15 protein-coding genes are annotated in these 23,211 nt (G+C 66.5%); 4 read left to right on the forward strand and 11 right to left on the reverse strand.

The features are described from left to right. Nucleotides 1–174 precede the first annotated feature (174 nt). Nucleotides 175–2,061 (forward strand): glycosyltransferase, encoded by a 1,887-nt coding sequence (locus BKA10_RS09720; RefSeq protein ID WP_183499711.1) that lies wholly within the window; start codon nucleotides 175–177, stop codon nucleotides 2,059–2,061. Nucleotides 2,062–2,856: 795 nt separating this feature from the next. On the opposite strand, the gene galE is transcribed toward BKA10_RS09720, so the two are convergent. Next, on the reverse strand, nucleotides 2,857–3,891 hold the full coding sequence (galE, locus tag BKA10_RS09725) for a UDP-glucose 4-epimerase GalE (protein ID WP_183499712.1): 1,035 nt from the start codon (nucleotides 3,889–3,891) through the stop codon (nucleotides 2,857–2,859). Between the two features lie 480 nt (nucleotides 3,892–4,371). Here galE and BKA10_RS09730 point away from each other — a divergent pair, with 480 nt between their 5' ends. The 3 genes from BKA10_RS09730 (at nucleotide 4,372) to BKA10_RS09740 (ending at nucleotide 8,722) form a co-directional block, all read left to right on the forward strand. Next, a complete protein-coding gene (locus BKA10_RS09730; protein ID WP_183499713.1) occupies nucleotides 4,372–6,180 on the forward strand; it encodes a hypothetical protein in 1,809 nt (602 codons plus the stop codon). Between the two features lie 326 nt (nucleotides 6,181–6,506). Then, nucleotides 6,507–7,613 (forward strand): polysaccharide pyruvyl transferase family protein, encoded by a 1,107-nt coding sequence (locus BKA10_RS09735; RefSeq protein WP_183499714.1) that lies wholly within the window; start codon nucleotides 6,507–6,509, stop codon nucleotides 7,611–7,613. After that, nucleotides 7,610–8,722, forward strand: a complete 1,113-nt coding sequence (locus BKA10_RS09740) for a glycosyltransferase (protein WP_183499715.1) — start codon at nucleotides 7,610–7,612, stop codon at nucleotides 8,720–8,722. The genes BKA10_RS09735 and BKA10_RS09740 overlap by 4 nt, the downstream gene beginning before the upstream one ends. A gap of 33 nt (nucleotides 8,723–8,755) precedes the next feature. On the opposite strand, the gene BKA10_RS09745 is transcribed toward BKA10_RS09740, so the two are convergent. The 10 genes from BKA10_RS09745 to rpsL all read right to left on the reverse strand — a co-directional run bounded on the left by BKA10_RS09745 (nucleotide 8,756) and on the right by rpsL (nucleotide 22,468). Beyond that, nucleotides 8,756–9,727 (reverse strand): glycosyltransferase family 4 protein, encoded by a 972-nt coding sequence (locus BKA10_RS09745; protein WP_183499716.1) that lies wholly within the window; start codon nucleotides 9,725–9,727, stop codon nucleotides 8,756–8,758. Beyond that, nucleotides 9,724–10,866 carry a glycosyltransferase gene (locus BKA10_RS09750; RefSeq protein ID WP_183499717.1) on the reverse strand — a complete coding sequence of 381 codons (1,143 nt, stop codon included), beginning with the start codon at nucleotides 10,864–10,866 and terminating at the stop codon, nucleotides 9,724–9,726. Before BKA10_RS09750 ends, BKA10_RS09745 begins: the two co-directional genes overlap by 4 nt. 27 nt (nucleotides 10,867–10,893) lie before the next feature. Continuing rightward, nucleotides 10,894–11,808: a class C sortase gene (locus BKA10_RS09755; RefSeq protein WP_248199340.1), complete on the reverse strand. Its 915-nt coding sequence runs from the start codon at nucleotides 11,806–11,808 to the stop codon at nucleotides 10,894–10,896. Beyond that, a complete protein-coding gene (locus BKA10_RS09760; protein WP_183499718.1) occupies nucleotides 11,805–13,343 on the reverse strand; it encodes a SpaH/EbpB family LPXTG-anchored major pilin in 1,539 nt (512 codons plus the stop codon). Before BKA10_RS09760 ends, BKA10_RS09755 begins: the two co-directional genes overlap by 4 nt. Before the next feature lie 91 nt (nucleotides 13,344–13,434). After that, nucleotides 13,435–14,958, reverse strand: coding sequence for a SpaH/EbpB family LPXTG-anchored major pilin (locus BKA10_RS09765; RefSeq protein ID WP_183499719.1), 1,524 nt, complete (start codon nucleotides 14,956–14,958; stop codon nucleotides 13,435–13,437). A gap of 14 nt (nucleotides 14,959–14,972) precedes the next feature. Next, nucleotides 14,973–17,846, reverse strand: a complete 2,874-nt coding sequence (locus tag BKA10_RS09770) for a DUF7927 domain-containing protein (protein WP_183499720.1) — start codon at nucleotides 17,844–17,846, stop codon at nucleotides 14,973–14,975. Between the two features lie 225 nt (nucleotides 17,847–18,071). Next, nucleotides 18,072–19,265: an elongation factor Tu gene (tuf, locus tag BKA10_RS09775; RefSeq protein WP_183499721.1), complete on the reverse strand. Its 1,194-nt coding sequence runs from the start codon at nucleotides 19,263–19,265 to the stop codon at nucleotides 18,072–18,074. 166 nt (nucleotides 19,266–19,431) lie between these two features. Continuing rightward, the gene (gene fusA, locus BKA10_RS09780) at nucleotides 19,432–21,546 is read right to left on the reverse strand and encodes an elongation factor G (protein WP_183499722.1); all 2,115 of its coding nucleotides are present in this window, start codon (nucleotides 21,544–21,546) and stop codon (nucleotides 19,432–19,434) included. A gap of 77 nt (nucleotides 21,547–21,623) precedes the next feature. Next, nucleotides 21,624–22,094 (reverse strand): 30S ribosomal protein S7, encoded by a 471-nt coding sequence (gene rpsG / locus BKA10_RS09785; protein WP_183499723.1) that lies wholly within the window; start codon nucleotides 22,092–22,094, stop codon nucleotides 21,624–21,626. A 5-nt stretch (nucleotides 22,095–22,099) separates the two neighbouring features. Further along, the gene (rpsL, locus tag BKA10_RS09790; protein ID WP_183499724.1) at nucleotides 22,100–22,468 is read right to left on the reverse strand and encodes a 30S ribosomal protein S12; all 369 of its coding nucleotides are present in this window, start codon (nucleotides 22,466–22,468) and stop codon (nucleotides 22,100–22,102) included. Between the last annotated feature and the right edge of the window lie 743 nt (nucleotides 22,469–23,211).

A 23,211-nucleotide genomic window follows, 5' to 3' on the forward strand; every position in this document is an offset into this window, starting at 1 on the left:
GACCCGCGGCGTGCGCCGAGGAGCGTGAGCATTGACTAGTCTGGCAGGCGATCTCACTACGCGCTGTGAAACGAAACGATCTGCGAGGAAGCCATGAGTCAATACCCCAAATCGGAACGCCCGCAGGATCGCCTCACTTCCCAGAATCCACTCGCTGCGACTGAGGCTCCTGTGGTGAGCGTCATCGTCCCGGTGTTCAACAAGGCCGACGATCTCGCGCCGGCGCTCGTCAGCGTGCTTTCGCAGTCGCTAGAGGAGATCGAGATCATCATCGTCGATGATGGATCTACGGACGACTCACTCCAGGTCGCGCGGAGTTTTGGGGAGCGAGACCGTCGCGTCAAGATAATCGCTCAACCCAATGCCGGGGTAGCCGCTGCACGAAACCGCGGAATCCTCCACTCTCAAGGCATCTACTTGGCGTTTCTGGACCCCGATGACTGGTATCCCGACGCTGAAGTCCTGAATGACCTGGTCAACGCCGCAATAGATGCCCACGTCCCGATCGCAGGAGGAAGTGCGGAGCGGTTCGTCGCTGGCACGGTGTCCCAGGACTACCCGCCCACAGAGGCGGGATACGTCTTCACCTCCGATGCGCTCCTCGACTATTCGGAGTATCAATTCGACTACGGTTTCTGGCGGTTCATCTATCGCCGCGACTTCATTCTTGAGAACGGAATCCTGTTCCCTCCTTACAAGCGGTATCAGGATCCGCCATTCTTCGTGCGCGCACTGAGCCTCGCCGGGCGCTTCGCTGCCTTGCGTCGGCCAACATATGTTTACCGAGTCGCGACGAGTACCAACTGGGCTCCAGAGCGTGTCTACGACGTTCTACGAGGCATGATCGACGTCCTCAAAGTCGCGACCGAGAACGACTATCATGACCTCGCGGCGCGCACCGTTCGCCGGTTCAACTCCGGCCACATCCAATCCGCCCTCGGCAAGGCGCTCGTCAGCGATCCGAGTCGTGCGCTCCCGCTCATGGAGGCGATGGCCCAGTTCGCCACCAAAGTGGGGTCGATCTGGGCCGTCGCCACGACTACCCCACTCGAGATCGCAGAAGCGGGCGAAACGATTCCCGAAGGCGAGACGTCAGGCATAATCGACGTCTCCGTGATTGTGCCCGTGTACAACGCGGCCGAGTGGCTGCACGAGTGCCTTCTGAGCGTGCTCGGACAATCGCGCGTGTCGGTCGAGCTCATCTGCGTCGACGATGGGTCGACCGACGAGTCGATCAGCATCCTGCGCGAGTATCAGGCACTCGACCCCAAGAGAGTGCGAATCATCCAGCAGCCGAACGGCGGCCTATCGGTCGCGCGCAACACTGGTCTTACAGCAGCACAGGGCCGTTACATCTGCTTCCTTGACAGCGACGACTATTGGCGAGCCGACAACTTGGCCGACCTTGTCGAGCGCTCAGATCGCGACGCCCTCGACGTCCTACAGTTCGACGCGGTTCCGTTCCCTGACCATGACGTCTCGGAGGCAGACTGGCGGCGCTACGAGAACTATTACAGTCGATCCCAAGCAAGGACGGCCGCCATGCCTGGGCCCAAGCTGGTCGCAGATCAGCTTGCGACAGCAGACTACAAGCCCAGCGCATGTCTCTACCTGATCCGTACAGCTCACCTGACGAAGCTCGGGACCCGCTTCGTTCCAGGAATCATGCACGAAGACAATCCGTTCACGTTCAGCCTCTTCCTCCATGCGGAACGGGCCGCCCATGCGGATATCCCCATCTACGCACGCCGTGTGAGAGCGAGTTCCATCATGACGGCGGACTCTGATGAAGCATCAATGCGCGGATATTTCGTGAGTTACCTCGAGATGCACCGCACGGCGGATCTCCACCAGCACGACGCTGAGATCTCGCGCCAGCTCGGCACGCTGGTATTCCGAATCTTCAGCAACGTCAGTGCACGCTTCAACCGACTCAGCAAGGATGCAATACATCGCCTCGAAGAGCTCGTGGTGACTCCCGACGCGCAGACCGCGTATTCGTTGCTTACCCGCCTCAGAACTCAAGAACGCCGGCTGACGTCCGCCACAAAGACCTCTTGAAGGAGCGTTCGCCTGCCGACACCGCAACGTGTTGCTACGGTAAGCGCTCGGCTGCCAGGTAACCAGTGGGGTTCTGCCGCTGCCGGTTCCAAGCTTCACGACAGGCATCAGCGATCCTGAGTCGTGCCACGTCAGTGCGCTGCTGTGGCGGTGAGAATGGCGAGCGCGTCTGGCCTGGATCGTGTCGCGTTCGGCTGATTTCGGGCGTTGAGGGCCGTTGAGTCTTGATTTTCCGGCGGTGCTGAGCCCGAGCGGGGCACTAGCCGTGACTATTTGGATACTTGAGTACCACCGGATATTGTGCTTCGACACCAGGAGTTATTCTCGTTCGACACCAGCCAGTATTGCGCTTGGGTGCCACCCCTTGAAGACGACGGTGGGGACCGCGAGGAAAGCCGCTTCGACCAGCGCTGCCGAGCAGCCGTCCGGTGCGCCGATGACTCACCGTGCCCCGTCGTCGAGGGCAAGGGCAGGCGACGCCTGCCCGCGGCAGCCGTGGCGAGACTGCGCGGGGCGCCATCCTCCCCACGCTCTGGTGTTTCGTGACGCGTTTGGGCGCTGACCGCGCGGATGCTCCTGAGTTCCTCGACGGGCGCGATCCAAGGTGGTGCTCACGCTGACGTACTGTCGTGCCTGGCGGGATTGGGCTCCAAGGCAATACTGGTGGCGCTCAGAAGAGCGAATACTCAAGCCGGGTTGTCCCACCGAACGAGTCTAAGTCGCTCCCGTTAGTGCCCTATGCGGACACCAACACCCCCAAGAGAATCAACGATCGCACACCCCTGAAGGATGCGATCACACAAAAGTGGCACGAGTCGGAAGGTAACCAGTGGGGTTCTGGCGCTGCCAGTTCCAGGCGTCACGACAGGCATCATCGATGGTGAGTGACGCAGCCCAATCCAGCTCATGCTCGGCCTTGCTGGGATCACAGTACGATGCTGCCACGTCGCCCGCGCGGCGGGGAAGGACCTGCTGCGGGATCGTCCTGTCGGCGGCCCGTTCAAATGCCGCAACCACTTCCCGCACGCTCACCGGGACGCCAATTCCGAGGTTGTAGACAGCGAAGCCTTCACGCGCCCTCTCCAGCGCAGCAACATGTCCAGCAGCGAGATCAACAACATGAATATAGTCGCGGAGTCCCGTCCCGTCCGGAGTCTCGTAGTCGTCGCCAAAGATTCCGACGTGCTCGAGTGACCCCGATGCCACACGCGCCACGTACGGCATCAGATTGTTGGGAATCCCGGCAGGATCCTCGCCGATATGGCCGCTGCCATGCGCACCCACAGGGTTGAAATACCTAAGCGCTGTGATCCGTAGGGCGGGATGAGCCACAACAGCATCTCGAAGTATCTCCTCGATCATGTGTTTGGTGCGGCCGTATGGGTTTGTGACGCTGGCGCCGGTGGGTGCCGTCTCGGTCAGCGGCAGAGAGCTGGGCACGCCATACACAGTTGCAGAACTCGAAAACACCAGCGTGCGGATTCCCGCGGCTGTCATGACGTTCAGTAGGCTGAGCGCAATGCCCAAGTTCACCTCGTAGTAGCGAACCGGGTCGGACACGGACTCCCCGACGGACTTCAGCCCAGCGAAGTTGACGATAGCGTCAATCGGAGCATTTGCACGTGTGAACTCCAGCACCGCAGGTTCATCGCGCGCATCAGCCACTAGCAGCGGAATCGACGTGGACCCCAACCGCTCAACTCTCGCAATCGCCTCAGCCGAGGAATTCGAGAGATTGTCGACCACGATCACCTCGTGACCTGCCTCGACAAGGGCAAGAGCCGTGTGTGCGCCGATATAGCCCGCACCGCCAGCCAGTAATACTCGCATCACTTCAGCCTAGCTTTCGGCTAGAGCGCAATGGATCACCTCGTCCCGCGTCCGCCTCCGCGCGACCGGGCACGCGCTGTAGTCGGCGCCGTTGGCCCCACCAATACTTGGCGGCCGCAGGCCGATCTCATACGCGCGGAGGCGAGTTCCGCGACCGCAGTAGCCCGGTGCCGGGCACGTTCGATCCGGTGATCGCTCAAGTGCGTCTACTTCGCCGTGATTGCCATGGCCCCACCGGTCAGGGCAGAGCTCGATGGAATCAACGTTGGAAGCAAGCATTCGACGCATTCGACATCAGATTCGACGGCCATCTCGGCGCCGGCCGAGCCTAAGCGCACAATCCTGCTACGCGAGCTCTTTGGTGTCACGCTCATCAGGTTCCTACGTGGTCGGTGCGGCCTTGACGCCAGCGCGTGCCCGGCTGGGTCGCGCCGACGGCCGCGCCGAGTCAGTCGATTGCGAGCGACTAGCATATGAGGCGTGTTCCTTGCACCCGTTATCTTGCGTACCCATAAACCCGATCCGACGTTGACCTCCTTTGAGATCATCCCAAATACCTACGTGATTGGTGGGGCCATCCAGTCTCTCGTTAGCCGCCGAACTGTGCTCGGGTTGCATGGAACGGGAAGCTGGCGTGGGAAGCTACTCGCAGATCTCTCCGACGCAAGCTACCTTCTGTCTTCCGCCAGAACCGACACATGGGAGCGTACAGGGGAGGACTTGCGAGGCTCGGTGACGATCTATATGTGGGACCGTGTATCTCAGGAGGTCGCAGTCTTAGCAGACCCGCTAGGTGCAGGCATTGTCTATCGGTTCGATGACGGCAAGGACTACGCAGTGTCAAGCGACCTCCGTAGTCTTGTCCGGTTTCTTGAGTCTCGGGGCAAGAAGCTCACGCGCTCCGCGAAGTATGCGGCATGCCTCATTGTCACCGGATGCGGGGGACTCTACCCATCGAGCTACGAGGAGATCGATTCCCTCGACCACTTCCAGTACCTGCTATTTAGCAGGTCAACAGTCCGAGTTGGCAGCTATAGCATCAAGCAGCGGGTGCTCAACAACGAGAATACATACGAAGACGACCTGCTAGAGACATATCAAGAGATCCTTGATTGCACGCAGGCAGCTGCGGACGCCAAGCACGAGAACAAGATCGCTCATTTGACCGGCGGTTTCGATTCCCGCGTTGTACTTGCCGCGCTTCTCAAGCTCGGACGTCAAGATGATTTCAAGTACTACTGCCTGCCCAGCCCGAAAGTCGATCGCGATGTTGCAGAGGGGCTAGCGCTCGCCTTCAACCTGCGGATGACGGAGTGGTCAGGAGCGAACTGGAGCATCTTGCCCGGTTCTGTCGACGAACAGTTTCTCGGGTCCATGGTCAGAAGCGAAGGGATTCTCCCGTCTGCGCCAGACATCGGCATGATTACTGCTGGTTCGCTGATGCTTCAGGGAGGGTACGGGGAATTCTATCGCGCTTACTACTACAAGGACATGGCCGCTGCCGTTAAAGCCGGCCCGGTTGCGCTTGCAGCTCAAATGTGGGGAGGGCGAGGATATCCGGCCGAGGGTGTCGAGTCCATCTTTGCCCAGGAGTATGCCGATGACGTCGCGCTACGACTCGGCAAACTAGTAGATGAAGGGCTCGAGCATGGGGTACGCGCAGACGCGATACCGGATTATCTGTTCATGCGTGTCCGGAATCGCTACTTCGTCGGTAATCAGAGCCGAGAGTGGTCCGGGATCGGGTCTCAGTTTGATACCTTGTACGGTTTCGGTGGCCTTAGCGCGACCTACAAGCTTGACTTCGACACGCGGAAGTCAAATGTGTTCGGGTTCGACCTCCTCAATATGCTGAACCCGAGCCTCATTCGATACCCGTACGCGAAACCTGCATTCGACTGGAAGTACAAACAACTGCGCCAGGTGCCGGATGTCCTTCAGTTCGACACTTCAGCGTCTCCCCAAATTGATGCTCGACCGGGCACCCGCGCTGCGCGACGGAATGGTAGTAGCCCTGCGGCACCTTCCGATACCCAGATTGAGCGCGCGAATCGCTTGAACATCCCAGCGAACCGCATAGCGCAAGTAGATTATGCCGCTCCCCGGCTTCTGCCCATGATTGAGGAGGCTAAGGAGCATGACCCAGCCTTCTCAAGCGTCTTCAATATGGACGCTCTGATGGCTAAGATCAACGCACCGACTCAGACTTCTGCTGACATCAACCTGATCCTCACTATGTATTCCTCGTGCTTGTGGCTCACGGGCAAGGATAAGGACGTCTGGCCTTAACCAGCTCTTCACGATTGAGGGTTAGGTGGAGTCTGATTCCCCGGCTTCGAGCAGCGATCTCGCGACATTAACGCCATCGATTTGATCTCGGTCCGTGGGGTTTTCGTCCGGAAGATGGCCACCGCGTCTGACGCGACTATGGCGCAAATCGCCCGCAAGCACCGCGGCGTCCGCACTATCGTCGAGCACATCGGCTCCGAGTAGCGCGCGCCGCGCCCGTTCCCCTGCGTCGGGTCGCCATGCTGGCACACTGGACGTAGGAGTGGGGCCGCCTACTCGGCCGAATCCCGACTTCAAATGACCGATCTGCCGAGGAGATTACCCCTATGTCCACCGGCTATACCAGCGCACGCATAAATTCCCGCTACCCAACCCGTACTTTCGTCTCGCTGACCGGGCCAGCGGGCAACATCGGCGACGCACTGATCCGGCGCGGCACGCTCGACTTGGCGCTCGGCACGTCGGACGCGTTCGTCGCGTACGCAGGCGATGCCCCCGACGTGTGGCTGCGGCAGCTGCGCGTGCCTACCGGCACTCGCGTGCTGCGTTCGAAGCGCAGCGTGCCGAAGTGGCTGTGGCTGATCGCCACCGCACCGTCGCGTCCGGTGCTCGTGTTCGAGGCCGGTGAAGTGCCCCTCGACCGCGGCAACGTGCTGCGGGAGCTGGTGTTCCTCGCTGAGACGCTGATCGTGCGGCTCAAGCGCGGCGTCGTCGTGCGGCCACCCCGCGGCATCCGGGCCCCCACCAGCCCTGCCGCGTGGCTGCACGCGCGGGCCGCAGGTATGTCGCAGATCGCGCTGTGGCGAGACGAAGCGAGCGCTGCGATCGTCGGTGGCGGCCGAGTCGTCCCGGACATCGGCTTCGCCGCGGGTGTGCGCGAGGGGCAGGCCTGGGACCAGCGCGGCGAGCTGGTCGTGAGCCTGCGGGGCACACGGCCGCATCCGAATGACACATGGTTACAGGCCGTGCGCGCCACTGCCGCCACCGAGGGACTGCGCATTCGCACCGTCGTGCAAGTGCGCGAGGACGAGGAACGCGCGCGCGAACTGGCTGCGGCACTCGGCGGTGAGTTCGAGCCGTGGGGCGACCGCGATCCCCTCGAGCAAGAGGCCCTGCTGCGCGAGCGCTACGACGGCGCCCGTCTCGTGATCAGCGACCGGATGCACGTGCTCGTGCTCGCGGCCCTGAGCGGCGCCGTACCGGTAGAACTGGTGCCGCACCCCACCCGCAAGATCACGGAGGCATTCGCCACCACGGGATTGCACGGCATCACACTTGATGCCTCGACGTCGGACGCCGACGGCATGCAGCAGTTTCTGCAGACTCAGCGGGGTCGGCAGGCCGAGGTACGCGAGCGCATGCGTGACGCCGACCGGCGACTGACCGAGGTCGAGGCCGAGGTGCGCGCGACGATCGCGGCGGCGCGAGCATGAGCGACCGGCACGCGGCACAAGAGGGTACAGCGGCGGCCGAGGGTGGTCGCATCCTATTCCTCTCGCACAGTCACGCCTTCGGACCGTTCCGGGTGGGCAGCCATCACTACGCCCGCACGGTCGCGCACCGCGGGTACGACGTCGTGCACCTCTCCACGCCGATCTCGCTCGCGCACCGCGCCATCGGCCGCGTGGCCCGCGGCGATGTCGCCGCCGTCCCGAAGGGCTTGCACCGCGACGCGGACGGTGTCACGCATCTTGTGCCGCGCACTGCCCTCCCCCGCCCCTACGGACCGTTTCGCGTAGCGCGTGAGCTGTCGCATCACGGCATCCACTCGCCCTTCGACGCCGTGCTCATCGACCAGCCCCTGCTCTGGGACGACTCGGTGCGCACCCTCGCCCGCCGGCTCGTGTACCGGCCCACCGATCTCTATCCGTCGGGTGTGAAGGAGCGGCTGCAACGGCAGATCGTGACCGCTGCCGACGGCGTCGTCGCCACGTCGGCGGAGGTGCTGCGCGGGCTCGGGCCACTCGATGTCCCGACGCTCGTACTCGAGAACGGGGTGGATGCCGCGCGCTTCGCGCCGGTCGGCGACGCCACCGAGGAGCGGGACGCCGTGTGCGTGTACGTGGGGGCGCTCGATCAGCGGTTCGACTGGCCGCAGCTGGATGCCTGGGCGCGCGCGCACTCCGACGTGCGCTTCGCCGTCGCCGGCCCGGCCGCAACACCCCCGACGGCCGTTGCCGGCAACGTCGACCTGCTCGGGCCCGTCCCCTACGACGCGCTGCCGGCGTTGCTGCACGACGCCCGCGTCGGCCTGCTGCCGCTCTCGGACGATCCACTCAACGCCGGACGCAGCCCCATGAAACTCTACGAGTACCTCGCGGCGGGTCTGGCGGTGGTAGCGCGCGAGACGCCGGTGATCCGCCCCGACGAGGAGGACGGCCTGTTCACCTACGCCGGGACCGCCGACGCTGATGAGGCGCTCCGGCGTGCGCTCGCGCATCCCTCCCCCAACGCCACCGGGGAACAGCGCGCTGCCGCGGAGTCGTGGGAGGCGAAGACCGACGCGCTCATGGGGTTCGTGCGCGGGCTCACCGCGCGCTGAGACGTGCGGACCACGGCCAGACCTCCGTGATCGTTAGGAGGCGGTCTTGGACTCGAGGACGCCAGAGACGACGCCGGCGGTGCGATCCCAGTCGTACACGCCGTGCGGTGGCTCGACGCGGCGCGGCGCCGCGTCCGCCTCGGTGAGCGCCGCGGCCCACTCCCCGGCATCCATCGCGCTCCCCAGCGCCCACCCCCGGTCGCCGACGATCTCGGCGACCGACTCGCAGCCGCGCCAGAAGATCACCGGCACCCCGCACGCGATCGACTCGAGTGCGGGGAGGCCGAAGCCTTCGAGCGTGGACGGCATCACCGTCGCGGCCGCACCACGGTACAGCGCCGCGAGCCGCGCGTCGTCGATGCCGTGCAACCAGTCCACGCGGTCGGCGACACCGCGCGCGGCGGCGCGCACCGCGGCATCCTCCACCTCTCGCTCGGGGACCACGGCGCGCAGCCGCACATCCGGGGCGAGCGCCAAGGCCTGCAGCACGACATCGAGGTTCTTGTGCCGCCGGGTGTTGCCGACGAACACCACGTACGGATCCGCCGCGTGCTCCGAAGGGCCCTCGGGGTGGAAGGCCGCGGAACATCCGTTGCCCGCATTGACCACGCGGACGGCGTCGTCGCGCAGCCACTCGCGGATCTCGCGCGCGGACGTCTCTGACACGGTCAGCACGACGCCGGCCTTGCGCACCGTGTGCCGGACCGGCCCCGCGTAGTAGGCCGCGAACTTCGCCCGCCCGGGCCAGGGCGACCGCAGCTGGATCAGATCGTGGATGGTCAGGACCTGGCGCGGGGCGCGCACGAGCGCGCCGTAGCCCGGCGAGTAGACGAGCGACTCGGCGCCGAGGGCAGGGAGCGGGCGGAACGCGTCCAGCGGGGAGTGCGGGCTGCCGTCGAGGTCGAGCGGTCGCCACTGCGGCCGCAGGCGCGAGAGCACCTCGCGGGCGTAACGGCCGATCCCATGCGCGCCGCGATACCGGTCGTCGACGTAGAGGTCCGTCATGGCCGGGACCCACCTGGAGATGCGGGTGAGACTCCGGCATCCGCCCCCGTCTGTGCCGCTACCCACGCGGTGACGCGGTCGACGAAGACGGGCGTATCGAACTCGTAGGCACGCGCGACGCACACCTCGGCATCAGCGCCGGCGGCGCGCTCGACCGCGACCTTGAGCTCGCTGGGCGTCCAGTCGTGCACGAGCGCGCCGGTCACGCCGTCGACCACCGTCTCGGCGGTCCCGCCGACGGCACTCGCCACCACCGGCGTCCCGGTCGCCATCGCCTCCACCGGCATGATGCCGAAGTCCTCGATCGCGGGGAACACCAGTGCGAGAGAACGTCGATACAGCTCGGCGAGAAGTGCGGATGACGGGTCGTGGACGAACACGACGCGTTCACCCCGCTCGTCGGCGATCGCACGGAGCCGCTCTTCGTCGGGCCCGCTCCCCGCCAGCACGACCGGCAGCCCGGCCGCGACTCCCGCCTCGATCACCCGGTCGAGACGCTTGTAGGGCACGAAGCGAGAGACGCCGAGCAGGAACTCCGGCGGCAGCCCGTCCAGCGCCGCCTGCTCGGTCGGGTTCAGCTCGACGAGTCGAGTTGCGAACCCCGACACGTCGATCGGCGGGTGGATGACGGTGGCCTCACGCCGCCACGTGTCGGCGATGCGCTGCGCGACGAACGCACTGTTGGCGGCGATCGCGACCGGCTCCTGCGCCCGCTTACGATCGAGGGGCTTCAGCACGCGCGAGAGCGCGCGGGCTGCGGGGCCACTGCCGCGACCGTCCAGCTCGGGTGTCCAGACATACCGCGCCGGCGTGTGCGCATACACGAGCTTCGGGGCGTCGCGCGCGGGACCGGCGAACCGGGCGTGGTGGGAGAACAGGTGACTGCTGCAGAGGATCCAGTCCGCATCGCGCCCCGGCAGGTGCCGCCACACGGCCGGCATGAACGGCAGCGCGGCCGCCTTGCTGCGGCGCAGCGGCGTGCGCGCGAGCACGGTCTCTTCAACGCCCGGGAACCTGCCGTCGCTGTCGTTCCAGAGGCAGAAGCGCTCGGCATCGGGAAAGGTGTCCGACAGCACCTCGAAGACGTTCTCGGAGCCGCCGTGCCGTGAGAGCCACTCGTGGATCAGAATGCCGGACATCGGTCTCATCCTCCCACGCCGAGCCGCCTACCCGGCTGTCGCGGACTCGCTCGGTCGCGACGGAGCCGCGGGGCGCTTCGCCTTCTTTCGGCGCGGCGGAGCGAACAACACCCAGCCCACGAGCGCCGACCCTCCGACGAACCACACCGCCCACCAGGGGAACCCGGCGCTGAGGCCGTCGCCGGCAAGCGCGACACCCTCCGCCGCGGGCGGGTCGGCGATGCGCACGGCGTGCACCATGAAACGGTGACTGTTCACGCCGATCGGGGCGCAGGTGAACAGCGTGACCCAGTCCTCGCCTTCGGTGATCTTGAGCGACTCCGTCTCGCCGGGCAGGACGGTCTCGGTGCTCTCGACCCGGTAGTGGTGTTCCTCGCCGAGCACGCTGATCCAGAACGTGTCGCCGACCTTCGCGCCCAGCAGTCCGGTGAACAACTCCGCCTGCGGCAGCCCGGAGTGCGACGTCAGCACCGAGTGGGTCGACGGCCCCCCGACCGGCATGGAGCTGCCGTAGAGATGGCCGACGCCGCGGGTCAGCGACTCGTCCGTCGTCCCGTGGTAGATCGGCAGGACGATGTCGACGGCCGGGTAGCTGAGCGTGCCGATCGCGTCGGTGCCGCCGATGCGCAGCAGCTGCTCGTACGCCGTGTAGAGGTCGCTGCCGATCCTCGCATCCTCGCTCTCGGAGATGTACGGATCGGTGAGCGGGCCCGGTTCGAGCTCGTCGTTGTACTCGTACGCGGCGTTCAGGATCGCCTGCCGTTCCCCGGTCATCGTGGCTTCGGCGTGCGTGATGTAGCCCGAGATCTCGGCGTTGTGGCCGAGCCGGGCGAACCAGTCCGCGGCATCCGGATAGACGAGCAGGCCGATGCCGGCCATCGCGACCACCTGCAGCAGGATGCTGACGGCGAGCCGCCGGCCGCGACCGGGGCGGCCGCTCACGCGCCTTCGTCCGACGCGGAGCGGCGGCGCCGCCGGGTCACGAAGACGATGCCCGCGCCGACCATCCCGGCGCCGGCGAGCACCAGGCCCATCGACAGCTGGCCGCCGGTGACGGGCAGGCTGCTCGTGGACGCACGCCACAGCTCCACGACCAGAACCTGCGCTTCGGTGGCGGAGTCGACGACCGCCTGCAGCGGGCTCTTCACACCGGTGTATCCGGCCGGGAACGAGACCGGCATCGCGTAGTAGTACCGATAGAGCGCGTCGGTCGCCTCCCGGTCGAGGCCATCGACGAACCCGGACCACCGCAGGCCGGGGATGTCGATCCGCCCCTGGGCGTCGGTGCTCCACTCGGACACGCCGCCCACGACGATCGGATTGCGGCCGGCGCGGGCGTCTTCGGCGCTCAGATACAGCCGGAACACCGCGCCGGGAATGAGGGTCTCGGGCTTGCCGCGCTCGTGGACGATGATCGCGAGCGGACCCCACTTGGTCATCGCGGTGTCGCTCACCGGCGCGGGAGCTCCCTCGCCGCCCTGCATCGCCGCGCTGCTCGCGTAGAGCACCGCCTCGTTGCGGATCTCACCCTCGGCGAGAACGGTCGTGGCGTAGGTCACGACGACGCGCGCGTCTGCGCTGCCCGCCACGGCCCGCGCGAGCAGCTCGAGCCCGGCGGCGGTGAACTCGACCGTGAGCGTGCGGGTGTTCGCGTCGTAGACGCGGGTGTAGTGGGTGCCCTCGGTGAGCTGCGGGCACAGAGCGCGGGTCGTCGCGCCGCAGTCGATCACGACGGTGGCGCTCGTGCCGGCATCCACCAGCGCAAGTCGAGGATCGATCTTCTGCACGACCCGATAGCCGTCGAGATCACGCAGATTCGGGATGCCGGAACGCGACACCCAGCCCACCACATCGCCGAGGGTCACCGCGTCACGGTCGGAGACCTCGAGGACGACACCGGCCTGCGCGTTCTTCGGATACACGTGCACGGTGGACAGCCACCGGTCGCCCGCCTCGGGGTCGGTGAGCGGGAGCACGACGACGAACGGGACCGCAGGGACGAAGCCCGCCGGAGTGGCGACTTCGGTCACGAGATACACGCCGACGGCGAGGCCGCCGAGCGTGGCGTTGCCGGCACGATCGGTCGTCGCGCGCGCGGCGGCATTCGCCCCACTCGTCAGTGCGGTCGCCGTCGCGGCGGTGAGCGCGGCCGCACGAGCCTGACCGGCAGAGGTGGTCGGGTCGATGCCCGGCACGCGTGTGGCGGTGAAGGTCGCTCCCGAGACCGGAGTCAGGCCCGACGTGTCCTGCGGCAGTCCGGAGGCCAGTGCCCCCAGCACGTGCGGCTGGGAGAACTTGTGGATCTCGATCATGGTGACCACCGCGTCCGGGTCGGACGCCGCCTGGCTGGGCAGGGCTCCGCCGAGCACGGCCAGCACGCTCAGCACGACGGCGACGAGCGCCGCGAGCGGAGTGCGGATGAGGGATGCCGGCAAAGCGGTCGCCGCGGGGTGCGGTCGGCGACGGTGAGTGGTCACGGGCGGCATCTCCTCTGTGTGCTGGTCGGTGTGATGGTCGATCGGGGGGCGGGCGGCTGCGGAGTTCGGGTCTCCGCAGCCACCCACCGGCTTACTCGGCGGCGGCCTCGGCGCGGCGGCGCAGGCGCGCCACCACGAGAACGCCGGCGAGGAGCACGATGCCGCCGATCATCAGGAACCCGACACCGGTGCCACCGGTCAGCGGCAGCACGAAGGCTCCGCTGGTCGACTGGTTCACGATGATCTGGGTGGTCTGCGACACCGAATCGCCGTCGATCGTGATCTTCACGGGCTCGGCGAGCAGCTGGTGGCCGGCGAGCGCCTTGGTCTCGACGAGCCAGTACGCCTGGTAGGCGGGGTCGCTCGTGTCGACAGCAGCACCGTTGGCCCAGGCGCTGTACCGCAGACCCTCGATGGTGACGTTGCCGCTGGCATCGGTGGTCCAGAGGTTGCGCGCGGTGCCCGCGTTGTCGGTCGCGGTGACGTAGCCAGCGCCGCCGGCCTTCGCGGCCGCCTCGGTCGCGTACACGCGGAACTCGGCACCCGACAGGTCTTCGACCTCGGCATCCGAACTGTCCTTGATGAGGCGGTAACTGCCGAACTTGGTCTCGACCTCGTTCGTGGTCAGCGGCTTCTCGTTCGTCTTGGAGCTGTGATCGGGGTAGATCTTCGCCGCGTTGGCGATCTCCGTGGCCTGCTTGACGGTGGTGACGAGGGTCACGACGACCTCGGCGTCGGCGGCGTCGTTCACCGCGGTGGCGAGGGCGGTGCGGCCGGCTGGGGTGAAGACGATCTGGTGGGTGGTCACACCCGTGCCGGCGACGGCCTGCAGCGTGTAGTGGGTGTCCACGGTCAGCGCCGTGCCGCCGGCCGTGACCGTGATGGCCGGGCTGGCCGTCGTCGAGAGCGCGAGCTCGGCGTCGGTGAGGGTGTCGGCGATCTCGAAGTAGTCGGGCGCGACGAACGCCGTACCGGCGGCGTTGGCGACGCGCGGGATGTCGGTCGTGATCGTCCAGGTGACGTCACCGCCGACGACGAGGGTGCCCTCGCTGACGGTCTTGGTCGCACCGATCTGCGCGTTCTTGGGGTAGACGTGGATGGTGTCCAGCCACGCGTCGCTGTCGTCCGGGTCGGTCAGCGGCACCGCGAGGAGGAAGTCGACGGCGGCGGTCACGCCTGCGGGGGTGGCGGACTCCTTGACGACGTAGAGACCGCGCGGCAGGGTCGCCGTGGTCACGCCGTCCGCGCCCGTGGCGGTGAACGAGTCGGTCTTGGTGGTGCTGGTCGGTGCCGTCGCCGCGGTCCAGGCGGCTGCCGCCTGCTGTCCCGCGTTGGTGCCGATGTCGTTCGTCTGGCCGGCAGCAGTGCCGTCGACCAGGTAGTAGTCGAAGACGACGTCCTTGATCGGGGTGGCGCCGCTCACGTCCTGCGGCGTGCCGTCTGCTGCCGTGCCCGGCGTCGCCGGCTGGGCGAGCTTGGTGATCACGACGGTCGACTGATCTGGGACGGGCTGCGACGCCGCGCTGGCGGCGGTGCCGCTGCCCAGGGCGAGCGCGGCCGCGGTCAGCAGCGCTCCCGCCGTTGCGAGGATGCCTCGCTTCTTGGTGCTGTTCATCGGTGTTGCCTTTCTCACGGTGCTTCGTGGGTGATGTGGATGTATGTGGGGTCGGAGGGGTCGGAGAGCCGTCGTCGACGCCACCACCAGGCGCCGGCGAGCGCGGCGATGAGGGCGGTCGCACCGACGAGGGTGGGCAGCGCCCAGCCATCGCCGCCGGTCAAGGGCAGCACGATCGGCGAGGCACGCACCTCATGGGTCGTGCATGTCGCGCGGGCTCCCTGCGCAGGGAGCTGGCAGGTCGCCGGCGGCTGCTGGCCCGTGGCGGTGAGGTGGTTGCGGAGCACGAAGCCCTGCAGCGGAGCGGCGGCAGCCCGGCGGGCCGCGGCATCGTCGCTGTTCTGCTTGACGGTCACCGTGAACGAGAGCGTCCGGACCTCGCCGCGCGGCACCGATCCGGTGATCACCAGTCGCGGCTGAGTGCCGGCCATCTCGGTCGGGGTCGCCGTCACGCCGGCACCGCTGTACTGGATGCTGCCCGCGGTGAACACCGCGTCGTCGAGGACGTCGCGCAGGTGGTCGACGTGATCGATCGTGGCGGCCTGGGTGCCCGCGAGGTTATCGAAGGTCAGCGTGTAGGTGACCACCGAGCCCGCGGCGACGAGCTCGCCCGAGGCGGGGTCCGCATCCTTCGCGATGACCAGCTGCGGCTTGAGCGCCGTGTTCGTGTAGGTGCAGGTGACGTTCTGCCCCGCCGTGACCGACACGGTCGCACCGGTGACGACGCCGGTCGAGGGATTCTTCGTGGCCGTGTATGCCGCGGTCGTGCAGGTGAGGCCGGTCCAGTCGAAGCCGTACTGCCATACCGAGGACGCCGGAACGACTTCGGACAGCGTGTAGGTCCCAGTCGCGACGGGCTGCTTGACTGCGGCGGCGCCGTTGACGGTCGCGGTCGAGCTCGTACCGGTGGCGCGGAGCGTGAAGTCCGCCGCCGTGGCGGTGGCACCGGTCGTGCCGTTGTCGACCGTCTTGATGAGGGTGAGGTACGGCGGGGTGTAGGTGACCGTGCAGTCGATGGCGGTGCTCGGCTGCAGCACGAACCAGGAACTGCCCGCGGCGGGTGCCGTCGCGCTGGTGCCGGTCGCCGGCCAGCGTTCGGTCGTGGCGCCGCCGGTCTTCGTGCATACCCACGCAGCGGTGTAGGAGGGCGACGGCGCGGTGGCAGCGAAGGTGAGCGCGGATCCGCTCGCCGGAACAGGGAGCTCGAGCGCCTGCGTGGCCGTGAGCCCGGTGGCGCCGGTATCGGCGATCCGGGTGAGCTGGCCGCCGCCGACCGTTGCCGTGAAGCTGCCCGCGGTCGCGGCACCGGACGTGTTCAGCACGCGGTCGGCGACGTTCACGGTGACCGAAGCGCGCGAGGTGAGCAGGCCGAACGCGACGCCCTGCAGGCCGCCGCCCAGCATCTGCTGCGTGACGGTGAATGCGGCGCCGTTCGACGGCGGCAGCGCCTGCAGCATCGCGGTGCCGGTCTTCGTGGAGCTCCCGCTGGCGGAACAGCTGACCGTGCTGCTGGGCGGAATGAGGCTCGCCGGCCAGTTGCTTGCCGCTGTGGCACTGCAGGCGTTGCCCACTGCAGCGGTCTTGCGTGCGGCATCCGTCGTCGCTGCGGTGAACGCCGTGGGGTTGTTGGGCAGCCAGCGGAAGCCCTGCCCGCCCGACTGCGTCCAGGTGATGCTCTCGTTCGCATCCGTCGACTCGGCGTCGGCGACGACGATCGAGTAGCCGGCGAACGCCGTTCCGCCCTGGGTCACCTGGATATCGCTGAGCCGGACCGTGGTGGTGTTGCCACCGGCATCCACCGGCCCCTGATAGAGCGCCGGGCGAACGGTCTCGCGGATGCTCGCGGGGACCTCGTACAGGCTGTTGCCGAGGAACGCTGCCGAGTACGTGGGGAACTTGTGGCTGCGCGCGGCCATCGCGGCGGAACGCGGTGCCGTGATCGAGAGCTTCGCGGTGAAGACATACGCCCCGCCGCTCAGCGAGACCGTCATCGGGAAGTTCGTGACGTTGCCGTAGTAGGTGCCGGTTTGCGCGTCCATGTACAGACCGGCATCTCGTGCGTTGCCCGCCTGCGTGACGCTGTTGGTCGCCGCGGTCGCCACCGACTGCGACCGAGCGCAGCCTTCGAACGTGGCCGAACCGTACGCCGCTCCCATGAGGCTTTCGAACGTCATGATGGTGCGGCGATAGTTCGTGCCACTCGTGCCCGTTCGGTACGCGCTCGGGCACGCGGTGAACTGGGCCTGAGTGATCGCGGTCGTCGACGTCGATCCGACCTGAATCCACTGCGTCGTGATCGCTGCCTTCTGGCCCGCGGCGTTCGTGTACGACAGGTCGAGCCAGCAGAGCGTGTCCTTGTACTGACCGGTCGTGGCGTTCGCGTACACGCAGCCGTTGTCCGCGTCGGCCGCCGCGAGGGCGGTGATACTCATCGGCGCGGCAAGGGTGCTCTTGAGCTCCAGTGTCTCGACGATCTCTTCGCTCGTCTCGCCGTCGATCGCACCGACGACGTCGGTCGGCTCCGGCTCCGGCGACTGGGTCGGCTCCGGCGACTGGGTCGGCTCGGGCGTCTCGGTCGGCTCCGGCGACTGGGTCGGCTCGGGCGTCTCGGCCGGCTCGGGAGTCACGGTCGGCTCCGGCGACGTGGTCATGCTCCGCGCAGGTGCAGTGCTGTCGCTCTGCGCGGGCGCCGCGGTCGCAGTCCGACCGGCGGAATCGATGTCGCCCGGCGGGGTGGTGACGGCATCCGCCGCGATCAGTGTGGACTGCGCGAGGGGAGGCGTCTCGGCCGTGGCCGGCATCACGGCCACGCACGAGAGAACCGTCGCGCAGACCGCGATCGCGGCCGCAACAGTCCAGTCGTGCGCACGCGCGCGAAGATGACGCATTCTCTCCCCCTTCGGGACCCGCGCCGGGTGTGCGGCGGGTCCGATGCCCAGGGAAAGTCGACGTCATCTCCCCAGATGAGAACAGTCTCATTTAGGCTTGTCCCCCATTTGGGGGACTTGAGGAGATATTGTGCTGATCTTGAGGAAAAATCTCTTACTGATCTGCGACAGAAAGAAGCCCCCGGCGAGCAATATGCTCACCGGGGGCTTCGGGTACTACAGGACCTACTTGTTGATCTTGGTCACCGTGCCGGCGCCGACGGTGCGGCCACCCTCACGGATCGCGAAGCCGAGGCCCTCTTCCATGGCGATCGGCTGGATCAGCTCGACCGACATGTCGGTGGTGTCGCCGGGCATGACCATCTCGGTGCCCTCGGGCAGCGTGATGACGCCGGTGACGTCCGTGGTGCGGAAGTAGAACTGCGGGCGGTAGTTCGTGTAGAAGGGGTTGTGACGGCCACCCTCGTCCTTCGACAGGATGTACGCCGTGCCATCGAAGTTCGTGTGCGGCGTAACCGAACCCGGCTTCACGATGACCTGGCCGCGCTCGACGTCGTCACGCTTGGTGCCGCGCAGGAGCAGACCACAGTTCTCGCCGGCCCAGGCCTCGTCGAGCTGCTTGTGGAACATCTCGATACCGGTGACGATCGTCTTCTGCGTCGGGCGCAGACCCACGATCTCGACCTCGGAGTTGATGGCCAGCGTGCCACGCTCGGCGCGGCCGGTGACGACGGTGCCACGACCGGTGATCGTGAAGACGTCCTCGACGGGCATGAGGAAGGGCTTGTCGCGGTCACGCACCGGGTCGGGCACGTTCTCGTCGACGGCTTCCATGAGCTCGAGGATCGATGCGACCCACTTCTCGTCGCCCTCGAGCGCCTTCAGCGCCGAGACGCGGACGACGGGAGCGTTGTCACCATCGAAGTCCTGCGACGACAGCAGTTCACGAACCTCGAGCTCGACGAGCTCCAGGATCTCCTCGTCGTCGACAGCGTCGGACTTGTTCAGCGCGACCAGCAGGTACGGAACGCCGACCTGCTTGGCGAGCAGCACGTGCTCACGCGTCTGAGCCATCGGGCCGTCGGTGGCGGCGACCACGAGGATCGCGCCGTCCATCTGAGCGGCACCGGTGATCATGTTCTTGATGTAGTCAGCGTGACCCGGGGCGTCGACGTGCGCGTAGTGGCGCTTCGGGGTCTCGTACTCGATGTGCGAGATGTTGATCGTGATACCACGCTGACGCTCTTCGGGCGCCGAGTCGATCGACGCGAAGTCGCGCTGCACGTTGGTGGCCGACGGGTACTTGTCAGCGAGCACCTTCGAGATCGCGGCGCTGAGCGTGGTCTTGCCGTGGTCGACGTGACCGATCGTTCCGATGTTGACGTGCGGCTTGGTCCGCTCGAACTTGGCCTTGGCCACTGGGTCCTCCTCAGGACGTTCATGTAGGGGTTCCGGGCACTGGATTGCGACCGGTCTTCTACGGGATTGCTTCTCAGTTTAGTAGAGAGAGTTTTGTGATTCTGTGAAGTTGTAGATCTCGGGAGAGAGAAGGGGGTGGATGCCGGAATCACCGGCATCCACTCGATTACTCGCCCTTGGCCTTCTGGACGATCTCGTCCGCGACGGCCCGGGGGACCTCGGCGTACGAGTCGAACTCCATCGAGTAGACCGCACGACCCGAGGTCTTCGAGCGCAGGTCGCCGATGTAGCCGAACATCTCCGAGAGCGGCACGAGGGCACGGACGACCTTGACGCCGGCCGCATCCTCCATGGTCTGGATCTGTCCACGACGCGAGTTCAGGTCGCCGATGACGTCGCCCATGTACTCCTCGGGGGTACGGACCTCGACGCTCATGAGCGGCTCGAGGATCGCGGGGTCGGCCTTGCGGACGGCCTCCTTGAAGCCCATGGAGCCGGCGATCTTGAACGCCATCTCGGACGAGTCGACGTCGTGCGACTGACCGTCCATCAGCGTCGCCTTGACACCCACCAGCGGGTAGCCCGCCAGCACGCCGACGTTCATCGCGTCCTGGAAGCCCTGGTTGGTGGGCTCGATGTACTCGCGCGGGATGCGGCCACCGGTGACCTTGTTCTCGAACTCGTACGTCTTGTCGGCCGTGACCTCGAGCGGCTCGATCGCGAACTGGATCTTCGCGAACTGACCCGAGCCACCGGTCTGCTTCTTGTGCGTGTAGTCGTGACGGTCGACCGCGCGGCGGATCGTCTCGCGGTACGCCACCTGGGGCTTGCCGACGTTGGCCTCGACGTTGAACTCGCGCTTCATGCGGTCAACGAGAATGTCGAGGTGCAGCTCGCCCATGCCCTTGATGGTCGTCTGACCGGTCTCGGGGTTCAGCTCGGTGCGGAAGGTCGGGTCCTCTTCGGCGAGCTTCTGGATGGCGACACCCAGCTTCTCCTGGTCGGCCTTGGTCTTCGGCTCGATCGCGACCTCGATGACCGGCTCGGGGAACGTCATCGACTCGAGCACGACCGGCGCGCTCGGGTCGGCCAGGGTGTCACCGGTGGTGGTGTCCTTCAGGCCGATGACGGCGTAGATGTTGCCGGCGGTGACGCCGTCGACCGGGTTCTCCTTGTTGGCGTGCATCTGGAAGACCTTCCCGATGCGCTCCTTCTTGCCCTTGGTCGAGTTGATGACCGCCGAGCCGGAGTCGAGGTGACCGGAGTACACGCGGATGTACGTGAGGCGACCGAAGAACGGGTGCACGGCAACCTTGAACGCAAGCGCCGAGAACGGGTCCTTGGCGTCGGGGTGACGCTCGATGATCGTGTCGTAGTCCTTCGGGTCGTGCGCCTCGATGGCACCGACGTCGAGGGGGTTCGGCAGGAAGTCGACGACCGCGTCCAGCATGGGCTGCACGCCGCGGTTCTTGAACGCCGAGCCGCACAGCACGGGGTAGATCTCGCTGGCGACGGTGAGCTTGCGGATCGCGCCCTTGATCTCGGCGACGGTCAGCGTCTCGCCACCGAAGTACTTCTCCAGCAGCGCGTCGTCGCTCTCGGCAACGGTCTCGAGCAGCTTCTCGCGGTACTCGGCGGCCTTGTCGGCGAGTCCGGCGGGGATCTCCTGGACCTCGTACTTGGCGCCCATGGTCACGTCACCCTTGGAGTCGCCCTCCCAGACGAGTGCACGCATCTCGACCAGGTCGACGACGCCGACGAAGTCGCTCTCGGCACCGATCGGCAGCTGCAGCACCAGGGGCTTGGCGCCCAGGCGGTTCACGATGGTGTCGACGGTGAAGTAGAAGTCGGCACCCAGCTTGTCCATCTTGTTGACGAAGCAGATGCGCGGCACGTTGTACTTGTCGGCCTGACGCCAGACGGTCTCGGACTGGGGCTCGACGCCCTCCTTGCCGTCGAAGACGGCGACGGCGCCGTCGAGGACGCGCAGCGACCGCTCGACCTCGACCGTGAAGTCCACGTGTCCGGGGGTGTCGATGATGTTGATCTGGTTGTTGTTCCAGAAGCAGGTCACGGCGGCAGACGTGATCGTGATGCCGCGCTCCTTCTCCTGCTCCATCCAGTCGGTGGTCGAGGCGCCGTCGTGGGTCTCGCCCAGCTTGTGGTTGACGCCCGTGTAGAACAGGATGCGCTCGGTCGTCGTCGTCTTGCCGGCATCGATGTGCGCCATGATGCCGATGTTGCGGACCTTGTTGAGGTCGGTGAGCACTTCTTGTGCCACGGGGTGTGTCCTTTGCTTTTCTCACCGGGGAGCGGGGAGCCCGTTGTGCGGGCTCCCCGACCACCGAATGGGGATGTTTACCAGCGGTAGTGCGCGAAGGCGCGGTTCGACTCGGCCATCTTGTGGGTGTCTTCACGGCGCTTGACCGCGGCACCGAGGCCGTTCGAGGCGTCGAGGATCTCGTTCTGCAGACGCTCGGTCATCGTCTTCTCACGACGGCCCTTCGCGTACGAGACCAGCCAGCGCAGCGCGAGCGTGTTCGCACGGTGCGGCTTGACCTCGACGGGCACCTGGTAGGTCGAGCCACCGACGCGGCGGCTCTTGACCTCGAGGGTGGGACGCACGTTGTCGAGCGCCTTCTTGAGCGTGGTGACGGCGTCCTGGCCGTTCTTCGCCTCGACGCCGCTGAGCGCGCCGTAGACGATCGACTCGGCGAGCGACTTCTTGCCGTCCACGAGGATCTTGTTCACGAGCGACGTGACGATCGGAGCACCGTAGACCGGGTCGTTGACGACGGGGCGCTTGGGGGCGGGACCCTTACGAGGCATCTAACTCAACCCTTCTTCGCGCCGTAGCGGCTGCGAGCCTGCTTACGGTTCTTGACGGCCTGGGTGTCCAGAGCGCCACGGACGATCTTGTAACGCACACCGGGAAGGTCCTTCACACGACCGCCGCGCACGAGCACCAGCGAGTGCTCCTGCAGGTTGTGGCCCTCACCGGGGATGTACGCGGTGACCTCGGTGCCGTTGCGGAGCTTCACACGGGCGACCTTGCGCATGGCCGAGTTCGGCTTCTTGGGCGTGGTCGTGTACACGCGGGTGCAGACACCCGCCTGCTGCGGGTTCGCCTTGAGCGCCGGCGCCTTGGTCTTGTTGACCTTGGGCGAGCGACCCTTGCGAACCAACTGCTGAATAGTTGGCACGTTCTCTCCTTGTCGATGCTGCACGGTGACAGCGATGTGGTTTCACCACAGATCCACCGGCACGACGCGACTGCGCCGGGCTGTTGTGTTGGGTGGATATGCCGTGGGGGCGGCCTGTTCGCAGACCGATCCCTGGTGCGGTCCCGCGCCCCGCTCCATGCCGAGGCACAGCGCAAGGCGCGCGAGAGCGCACACCCGGTCAATCATACGCCCGGGCGAAGGTGCGGTCAAACGCGCGCGATTATCACACGGCGAGTGGTTGTCAAGCGTCGCGCCGCGCGCGTCGCGGTTCGCCGTTCGCGGCTCGCGGCTCGCGGTTCGCGGCTCGCGGCTCGAACCAGGGTCACGTCTGGTCGCCTCACGCCCAGCGAGGCCACAACACGCGACCCCAAAACTGTGCGGTGCGGCTCAGCGCAGGAACCGGGGTCACATCTGGTCGCCTCACGGTCGGCGAGACGACAACACGCGACCCCAAAACCATGCGGCTCAGCTCGACGCAGCAAACAGGGTCACGTCTGGTCGCCTCACGGTCGGCGAGACGGCAACACGCGACTCCAAAACCGTGCGGCTCAGCACGGCGCACGAAACCAGGGTCACGTCTGGTCGCTTCACGCCCAGCGAGGCAACAACACGCGACCCCAAAACCATGCGGCTCAGGTCAGCGCACGAAACCAGGGTCACGTCTGGTCGCCTCACGGTCGGCGAGACGACAACACGCGACCCCAAAACCATGCGGCTCAGCT

Source organism: Microbacterium invictum, assembly GCF_014197265.1.
Lineage (GTDB): Bacteria > Actinomycetota > Actinomycetes > Actinomycetales > Microbacteriaceae > Microbacterium > Microbacterium invictum.

What these genes read in the sequence shown, in the direction of transcription:
- BKA10_RS09735 (WP_183499714.1), top strand. Translation starts at nt 6,507, where the DNA reads ATGTCCACCGGCTATACCAGCGCACGCATAAATTCCCGCTACCCAACC.
- BKA10_RS09765 (WP_183499719.1), bottom strand. Translation starts at nt 14,958, where the DNA reads ATGAACAGCACCAAGAAGCGAGGCATCCTCGCAACGGCGGGAGCGCTG.
- BKA10_RS09770 (WP_183499720.1), bottom strand. Translation starts at nt 17,846, where the DNA reads ATGCGTCATCTTCGCGCGCGTGCGCACGACTGGACTGTTGCGGCCGCG.
- BKA10_RS09745 (WP_183499716.1), bottom strand. Translation starts at nt 9,727, where the DNA reads ATGACGGACCTCTACGTCGACGACCGGTATCGCGGCGCGCATGGGATC.
- galE (WP_183499712.1), bottom strand. Translation starts at nt 3,891, where the DNA reads ATGCGAGTATTACTGGCTGGCGGTGCGGGCTATATCGGCGCACACACG.
- rpsG (WP_183499723.1), bottom strand. Translation starts at nt 22,094, where the DNA reads ATGCCTCGTAAGGGTCCCGCCCCCAAGCGCCCCGTCGTCAACGACCCG.
- BKA10_RS09750 (WP_183499717.1), bottom strand. Translation starts at nt 10,866, where the DNA reads ATGTCCGGCATTCTGATCCACGAGTGGCTCTCACGGCACGGCGGCTCC.
- BKA10_RS09740 (WP_183499715.1), top strand. Translation starts at nt 7,610, where the DNA reads ATGAGCGACCGGCACGCGGCACAAGAGGGTACAGCGGCGGCCGAGGGT.